Source organism: uncultured Phenylobacterium sp., assembly GCF_902826855.1.
Classification (GTDB): domain Bacteria; phylum Pseudomonadota; class Alphaproteobacteria; order Caulobacterales; family Caulobacteraceae; genus Phenylobacterium.
This window is the reverse complement of record NZ_CADEGK010000249.1, coordinates 1-6,072: the sequence shown is the minus strand read 5'-3', so window position 1 is coordinate 6,072 and position 6,072 is coordinate 1. Positions and strand designations below refer to the sequence as shown.

At 69.7% G+C, this 6,072-nt stretch carries 8 protein-coding genes; 5 read left to right on the top strand and 3 right to left on the bottom strand.

The genetic code is table 11. The features are described from left to right. The first annotated feature begins 30 nt into the window (after positions 1 to 30). Positions 31 to 615, top strand: a complete 585-nt coding sequence (gene folE, locus QZV94_RS22355; protein ID WP_293682182.1) for a GTP cyclohydrolase I FolE — start codon at positions 31 to 33, stop codon at positions 613 to 615. A gap of 77 nt (positions 616 to 692) precedes the next feature. Here folE and QZV94_RS22350 read toward each other — a convergent pair whose 3' ends face one another. The 3 genes from QZV94_RS22350 to ykgO all read right to left on the bottom strand — a co-directional run bounded on the left by QZV94_RS22350 (position 693) and on the right by ykgO (position 2,298). Beyond that, on the bottom strand, positions 693 to 1,370 hold the full coding sequence (locus QZV94_RS22350) for a PEPxxWA-CTERM sorting domain-containing protein (protein ID WP_293682178.1): 678 nt from the start codon (positions 1,368 to 1,370) through the stop codon (positions 693 to 695). 186 nt (positions 1,371 to 1,556) lie between these two features. Then, the gene (locus QZV94_RS22345; RefSeq protein ID WP_293682175.1) at positions 1,557 to 2,162 is read right to left on the bottom strand and encodes an HAD family phosphatase; all 606 of its coding nucleotides are present in this window, start codon (positions 2,160 to 2,162) and stop codon (positions 1,557 to 1,559) included. A gap of 10 nt (positions 2,163 to 2,172) precedes the next feature. Continuing rightward, positions 2,173 to 2,298, bottom strand: coding sequence for a type B 50S ribosomal protein L36 (gene ykgO / locus QZV94_RS22340; protein WP_293682172.1), 126 nt, complete (start codon positions 2,296 to 2,298; stop codon positions 2,173 to 2,175). 139 nt (positions 2,299 to 2,437) lie between these two features. On the opposite strand from ykgO, the gene QZV94_RS22335 reads away from it, so the two are divergent. The 4 genes from QZV94_RS22335 to QZV94_RS22320 all read left to right on the top strand — a co-directional run bounded on the left by QZV94_RS22335 (position 2,438) and on the right by QZV94_RS22320 (position 6,055). Further along, positions 2,438 to 3,778, top strand: coding sequence for a lytic murein transglycosylase (locus QZV94_RS22335; protein ID WP_293682169.1), 1,341 nt, complete (start codon positions 2,438 to 2,440; stop codon positions 3,776 to 3,778). Positions 3,779 to 3,794: 16 nt separating this feature from the next. After that, positions 3,795 to 4,601, top strand: a complete 807-nt coding sequence (locus tag QZV94_RS22330; RefSeq protein WP_293682166.1) for a phosphatase PAP2 family protein — start codon at positions 3,795 to 3,797, stop codon at positions 4,599 to 4,601. A gap of 136 nt (positions 4,602 to 4,737) precedes the next feature. After that, the gene (gene motA / locus QZV94_RS22325) at positions 4,738 to 5,607 is read left to right on the top strand and encodes a flagellar motor stator protein MotA (RefSeq protein ID WP_293682163.1); all 870 of its coding nucleotides are present in this window, start codon (positions 4,738 to 4,740) and stop codon (positions 5,605 to 5,607) included. Between the two features lie 172 nt (positions 5,608 to 5,779). Next, positions 5,780 to 6,055 carry a hypothetical protein gene (locus tag QZV94_RS22320; RefSeq protein ID WP_293682160.1) on the top strand — a complete coding sequence of 92 codons (276 nt, stop codon included), beginning with the start codon at positions 5,780 to 5,782 and terminating at the stop codon, positions 6,053 to 6,055. The last annotated feature ends 17 nt before the right edge of the window (positions 6,056 to 6,072 follow it).

Below are 6,072 nucleotides of genomic sequence, written 5' to 3'. Positions count from 1 at the left end.
TCCGTTGAGGCCTTTGGACGCGGAGCACCCATGGTCGATACCCCCCGCCGCAAGGCCACCGAACAGGACGCGCTCGCCGCCGTCCGCACCCTGATCGAATGGGCCGGAGACGACCCCGATCGGGAGGGGTTGCTCGACACGCCGCGCCGGGTGGTGAAGGCCTATCGTGAGCTGTTCGCCGGCTACGAGGCCGATCCGCGGCAATACCTGGAACGCACGTTCGAGGAGGTCGGGGGTTACGACGAGCTGGTGATCCTGAAGGATATCCGCGTGGTCAGCTTCTGCGAGCACCACATGCTGCCGTTCCTGGGGAAAGCCCATGTCGCGTATCTGCCGCGCGACCGGGTGGTTGGTATCTCCAAGCTGGCCCGCGTGGTGCACGGCTTCGCGCGGCGGCTGCAGATCCAGGAGAAGCTGACGGCCGAGATTGCCGGCGCCATCCAGGACATCCTGAAGCCCAAGGGCGTCGGCGTGGTGATCACCTCCGAGCACAGCTGCATGACCATGCGCGGCGTCAACACGCCGGGGTCACGGCTGACTACTTCCAGCCTCCTGGGGGACGTGCGCGACGACCCGCGGACCCGCCAGGAGTTCTTCGACCTCGTGAAGGACTGACTGGCGCTCGCCGGGCAGGGAAAGACCCCCTGCTTCGGGGAGCAGGGGGTCCCCACTGGCCCCGTCTATGGAGAGAATTAGACGGGGGTAAGGACGGCGCGGCGGCGGCGCAGGACGGCCCCGATTGCGCCAAAGCCGAGAATGAGCATGGCCCAGGTCGAGGGCTCCGGAACCGCCTGCTGGACGGCGCCGGCGAGGTTGTCCAGTTCGAACGAATTGCCCGAGGACGTCAGGACGATCTGATTGACCGTGGCGCCGCCGAAGTCGAAGTTGACGCGCGCGCCCCAGTTCCAGCTCTGGCCGGTGTAGCCTTGGGTCATCTGCCCGCCGTTCAGGGTCTGGTCGAACCCGTTGGCGCCGATGAAGCGGACCGAATTGTAGGTGTCGGCCGAGCCCATGTAGAAGCTGAACGACCTCAGGCCCTGGACCGAGAACAGCGTCGCGCTCGCGCTGCCTGGAATGGTCAGATAGTGGGTCGGGTCGTTCGGAAGGGTGCCGCTGTAGCCGTTCGCGCCTTCGTTCCAGCCGACGGTGGAGCCCATCAGGTCGAGGGTGAAGCCGTCCAGCAAGGTGGCTTCCGGGTTCTGAGCGTCGTTGAAGTCGGCGATCAGCACCTGGCCGACGGGCAGGGTGTTCGGATCGCTCATGCTCGTGACGCTCACGGTGACGGCGGCGGACGCCGGCGCAGCCAGGGCGGCGACCGCCACGACGACGGCAGTCGCGAAGAAGGTGCGGAGGGGGGTGCGGGGTCGCATTGTATTGGTCGTCCGGTCCAGGCCGGACCCCCCGACGGGGTCCGTTCGAATCTGACACATGCGCGGGGGGGCGCTGGGCCCGACCGTGCACCTTGCGTGCCAGTTCAGTACCGGGATTGGGTTGACGTCTGGTTTGCGGAGCTTGGCTGCGGTGTGGCGGAGCGCCGCACGGCAAGGCTTCTGAAGCTACAGCAGCCCGCGCGCCTCGAGGGCCGGGCGCAGGGCGGCCGGGTCGGTGAAGTGGTGGGTGTCATAGCCGAAGGCGTGCGCGGCGGCGATGTTGCGGGCGCTGTCATCGATGAACAGGACCTCCCCGGGCGCCAGGCCGAACCGCTCGCAGGTCAGGCGGTAGATCGCCGGATCAGGCTTCATCACCCCCTCCACGCCGGATGCGACGACCCCGGTGAGGCGGCCGAACGCCGGGCTCATGGCCAGCGTCGAGTCCAGCGTCTCGTGGCTGATGTTGGAGAGGCCGTACTGCGCCACGCCGCGGGCATGCAGGGCCTCGATGGCTGCCTCGGTTTCGGGTATCGCGCCGGAGAACATCTCGTCCCAGCGGCGATGCCAGGCCCAGATCTCGGCCTCATGCTGCGGGTGGACGGCCGCCAGGGCCGCGCAGTTCTCGGCGAAGGTCACCCCGCAGTCGGTCGGCGTGTGCCAGGCCAGGGTGCAGACGTCGCTGAGGAACCGATCACATGCGACCGGATCGGGGAAGATCTTGGAGTAGAGCGTGCGCGGGCTCCAGCGCACGATGACGTTGCCGAAGTCCCAGACAACTGCCCGGGGACTCATCGGCGGCGGCTCAGCCCTGGCGGGCCTTGAAGCGCGGATCCGTCTTGTTGATCACATAGACCCGGCCCTTACGGCGCACGAGCTTGCAGTCGCGGTGACGCGTCTTCAGCGACTTGAGCGAGCTTCTGACCTTCATGGGACCGTATCTTCAAGCGGGCCGCAGGCGGCCGGTTGGCGAATAAGAGGGCGCGCATATACGGGCCGGGTGGAGGCAAGTCAACCTGACGGCGATGTGATTGGGGTGTCCGGCGACGCACCCTAGACTCCGCGGTCCCATGCGTCTCCGCGTCCTCCTCCCCGTCTTCGCCCCTCCGATTCTCGCACTGGCCGGCTGCGCCAGCCCGCAAGGCCCTGCGCCGGTCGCCGAGGCGCCGCCGCCGGCCGCGATGGCCGCCGCTTCACCCGCCCGAGCCGTCGTCCCGCCGCCGCCGCCTCCGCCGGTCTCCATCGCCCCGCTCACGGCGTCGGGCGACATGGTGTTCGACGCCTGGGCCGCCGACTTCCAGACGCGCGCGCTGGCGGCCGGCATCGCGCCCAACGTGCTGGCCCGCGAGATGGCCGGCCTGTCGCCCAACCCGCGGGTCGCCAGCCTCGACACCCAGCAGCCGGAGTTCTCCAAGCCGGTCAGCGAGTACATCAAGGGTGTCATCAGCCCGCAGCGGATCGCCACTGGCCAGCGGAAGCGCGCTGCGACGCCCGCGCTGGGGGCTATCGAGAGCCGCTTCGGCGTGCCGTCCGACATCCTGCTGGGGGTCTGGGCGATGGAGAGCGCCTATGGCGAGCTGCAAGGTGACTTCGACATCGTGCGCGCCTTCGCCACCCTGGCTGCCCAGGGCCGGCGTCGAGGCTTCGCCGAGACCGAGCTGATCGCCGCGCTGAAGATCATCCAGTCGGGCGAGCAGCCACGCTCGCGGCTGAAGGGCTCTTGGGCCGGGGCCATGGGCCAGACCCAGTTCATCCCGTCGATGTACCTCTCCACCGCCGTCGACATGGACGGCGATGGGCGGCGCGACATCTGGAATTCCAGCGCCGACAGCCTGGCCTCTGCCGCGAACCTGCTGATGCGGGCCGGCTGGGTGCGGGGCCAAAGCTGGGCGCGCGAGGTGACTGCGCCGCCCGGGTTCGACTTCAGCCTCACCGAAGGCCCGCGGGAGACGCCGCGCTGGTGGGCGGAGCGGGGCGTCGCGCGCGCCGACGGCCGGGGGTGGTCGGCGGCGGACTCAACGGCCCAGGCTCAACTGATCGCGCCGGCGGGGGCGGGCGGGCCGGTGTTCCTGCTGTTCCCCAACCACTTCGCGCTGCGCCAGTACAACAACAGCCTGGCCTATGCGCTGGGTGTCGGCCTGCTGGCCGACCGCCTGGCCGGCGGGCCGGGGCTGATGCGGCCCTGGCCGCAGGAGATCCCCCTGCCGCTGGTGGATCGGATGACCGCGCAACGGGCGCTGATGGCTCTGGGCTTCGATACCGGGGGCGCCGATGGCGTCGTCGGCCTGAAGACCCGCGCGGCGCTCAGGACCTGGCAGAAGGCGCGCGGGGTGACGGCGGACGGATACCTCTCTACGGACATGGTCCGCAGGCTGAAGGCCGAGGCAGAGCGCCTGTCGCCGACGAATTGACCGCAGGAGGCCCACGATGAGGTGGCGGATTTGGATCGGCGCCGCGGCGTTGGCGGCGATGCTGGGTACGGCCCCTGCGGGCGGGCAGCCCGCGCCCGCGCCCGCCCCGGCGGCGGCCGTCACGCCCTACCTTGGGGCGGGCACGCTTCCCAGCAGCCTCGCCATCGTCCCGCCGCCGCCGGCGCCCGGCTCGGCGGCGCTGGCGCGTGACGAGGCAGCGTCGACGGCGGCGCTGGCGGCCCACGGCGGACCCCGCTGGCTGTTGGCCACCGAAGACGCGGACTTGAGCTGGCCCGCGGCGGCCGGGACTTTCTCCTGCGCCATAGGCGGGCCGATCAGCGAGGCCGAGACGCCAGCGCTCGTCCGCCTGCTGCGCCGGTCCATGCGTGACATCGGGCTCTCCACCTATCCCACGAAGACCAAGTACCAGCGGGCCCGGCCGTTCACGGTCAATGGCAAGCCCATGTGCACACCGGCCCTGGACGCGGCGCTGCGGCGCGACGGCTCCTATCCGTCGGGCCACGCCGCCCTGGGCTGGGGCTGGGCGCTGATCGTGGCCGAGGTCGCGCCCGAACGGGCGGAGGCGATTCTGGCCCGAGGCCGCGCCTTCAGCGACAGCCGCCGCTACTGCAACGTCCACTGGAGGAGCGACGTCGAGGAAGGGATGGTCATGGGCGCCGCCGCGGTGGCCCGGCTGCACGGAGACGAGGCGTTCCGCGCCGACCTGGACGCCGCTCGTGTCGAGGTGGCGGCGATGCGCGCAAAGGGCCTCGCGCCCACCCGGGACTGTGCGCTCGAGGCGGCCCGAATGACGGCGGGCTGAGCTGACGCCGGGCTGCCGGCGCGGCGCTTTGCCGGCGGCTATTCCCGCGGGTCCGCCTCCTGCGAAACGGATTGGCCTGCGATCACGGGCCATTAAACATTAATCGCCATGGTCGCGGACGTCCCCGGGGGAGTCCATGTTTCAGATTATCGGCATCGTTCTGCTGTTTGCCCTGGTGTTCGGCAGCTACATCATCACCGGCGGCAACATGGGCGTCATCCTGCACGCCACGCCGCACGAGATGATGGCGATCGGCGGCGCCGGGGTGGCCGCCTTCCTGATCTCCAATTCGATGACCACGATCAAGGCGACCGGCGGCGGCATGAAGAAGGTGTTCGCCGGCCCGAAGTGGAAGGCGGCGGACTACCGCGACCTGCTCTCGCTGCTGTTCCTGCTCACCAAGACCATGAAGTCCAAGGGCGTGATCGCGCTTGAAAGCCACATCGAGAATCCGAAAGAGAGCTCGATTTTCACCCGCTTCCCCAAGATCTGTAAGGACCACTTCGCCATCGACTTCATCTGCGACACCCTGCGGATGATGACCATGAACCTGGAGGACCCCCACCAGGTCGAGGACGCGATGGAGAAGCAGCTCGAGAAGCACCATCACGAGGCGCTGGCGCCCAGCCACGCCATGACCAGCCTCGCCGACGCCCTGCCCGCCCTGGGCATCGTCGCCGCCGTTCTGGGGGTCATCAAGACCATGGGCGCGATCACCGAGCCGCCGGAAGTGCTGGGCGAGATGATCGGCTCGGCCTTGGTCGGCACCTTCCTCGGCGTGTTCCTGGCCTACGGCCTGGTCGGGCCGATGGCCACCCGGATGAAGGAAGTCACCGACGAGGAGGGGGCCTTCTACAAGATCATCCAGGCCGTCCTGGTGGCGCACCTGCACGGCAACGCCGCCCAGATCTCGGTGGAGATCGGCCGCGGCAACGTGCCCTCCGGCGCCCAACCCAGCTTCCTGGAACTGGAAGAGGCGTTGTCGAACATCCCGGCCGAGGCCTGATCTCCGCGCCTCGCCTGCACGGAAAGCACATCACGGAACCGTGATAATCGGCCTTGCGACAGCCGAAGTGCGGGCGTATCCATTGGCTCGCGTCGGGGTTCGGCCTGCATCTCGCAAGAGGGTGGGGATACGCGCCCGGCGCGCGACACAGCTATCAGAGGAAGCCCCCCACATGTCCAAGCAGTTCCTGATCGTCACCGCGGCCGTCGCCGCCCTCGGCCTCGCCGCCTGCACCCAGAAGCAAGAAGCCGCCCCGGCCGCCACCGAAGCCGCCGCCGCCGACGCCGCGGCCACCTCGGCTGACGCCGCCGCCACGGCCGCCACGGCCGCGACCGACGCCGCCGCCGACGCTTCGAAGGCCGCCGACTCGATGGCCACCGACTCGATGGCCGCCACTCCGCCGGCCGCCGACGCCGCGGCCCCGGCCGCGCCGGAAGAGAAGCACTAAGCGACTCGACGCTCAGG

Coding starts and splice junctions, on each gene's coding strand:
- folE (WP_293682182.1), top strand. CDS start 31: ATGGTCGATACCCCCCGCCGCAAGGCCACCGAACAGGACGCGCTCGCC.
- QZV94_RS22350 (WP_293682178.1), bottom strand. CDS start 1,370: ATGCGACCCCGCACCCCCCTCCGCACCTTCTTCGCGACTGCCGTCGTC.
- QZV94_RS22345 (WP_293682175.1), bottom strand. CDS start 2,162: ATGAGTCCCCGGGCAGTTGTCTGGGACTTCGGCAACGTCATCGTGCGC.
- ykgO (WP_293682172.1), bottom strand. CDS start 2,298: ATGAAGGTCAGAAGCTCGCTCAAGTCGCTGAAGACGCGTCACCGCGAC.
- QZV94_RS22335 (WP_293682169.1), top strand. CDS start 2,438: ATGCGTCTCCGCGTCCTCCTCCCCGTCTTCGCCCCTCCGATTCTCGCA.
- QZV94_RS22330 (WP_293682166.1), top strand. CDS start 3,795: ATGAGGTGGCGGATTTGGATCGGCGCCGCGGCGTTGGCGGCGATGCTG.
- motA (WP_293682163.1), top strand. CDS start 4,738: ATGTTTCAGATTATCGGCATCGTTCTGCTGTTTGCCCTGGTGTTCGGC.
- QZV94_RS22320 (WP_293682160.1), top strand. CDS start 5,780: ATGTCCAAGCAGTTCCTGATCGTCACCGCGGCCGTCGCCGCCCTCGGC.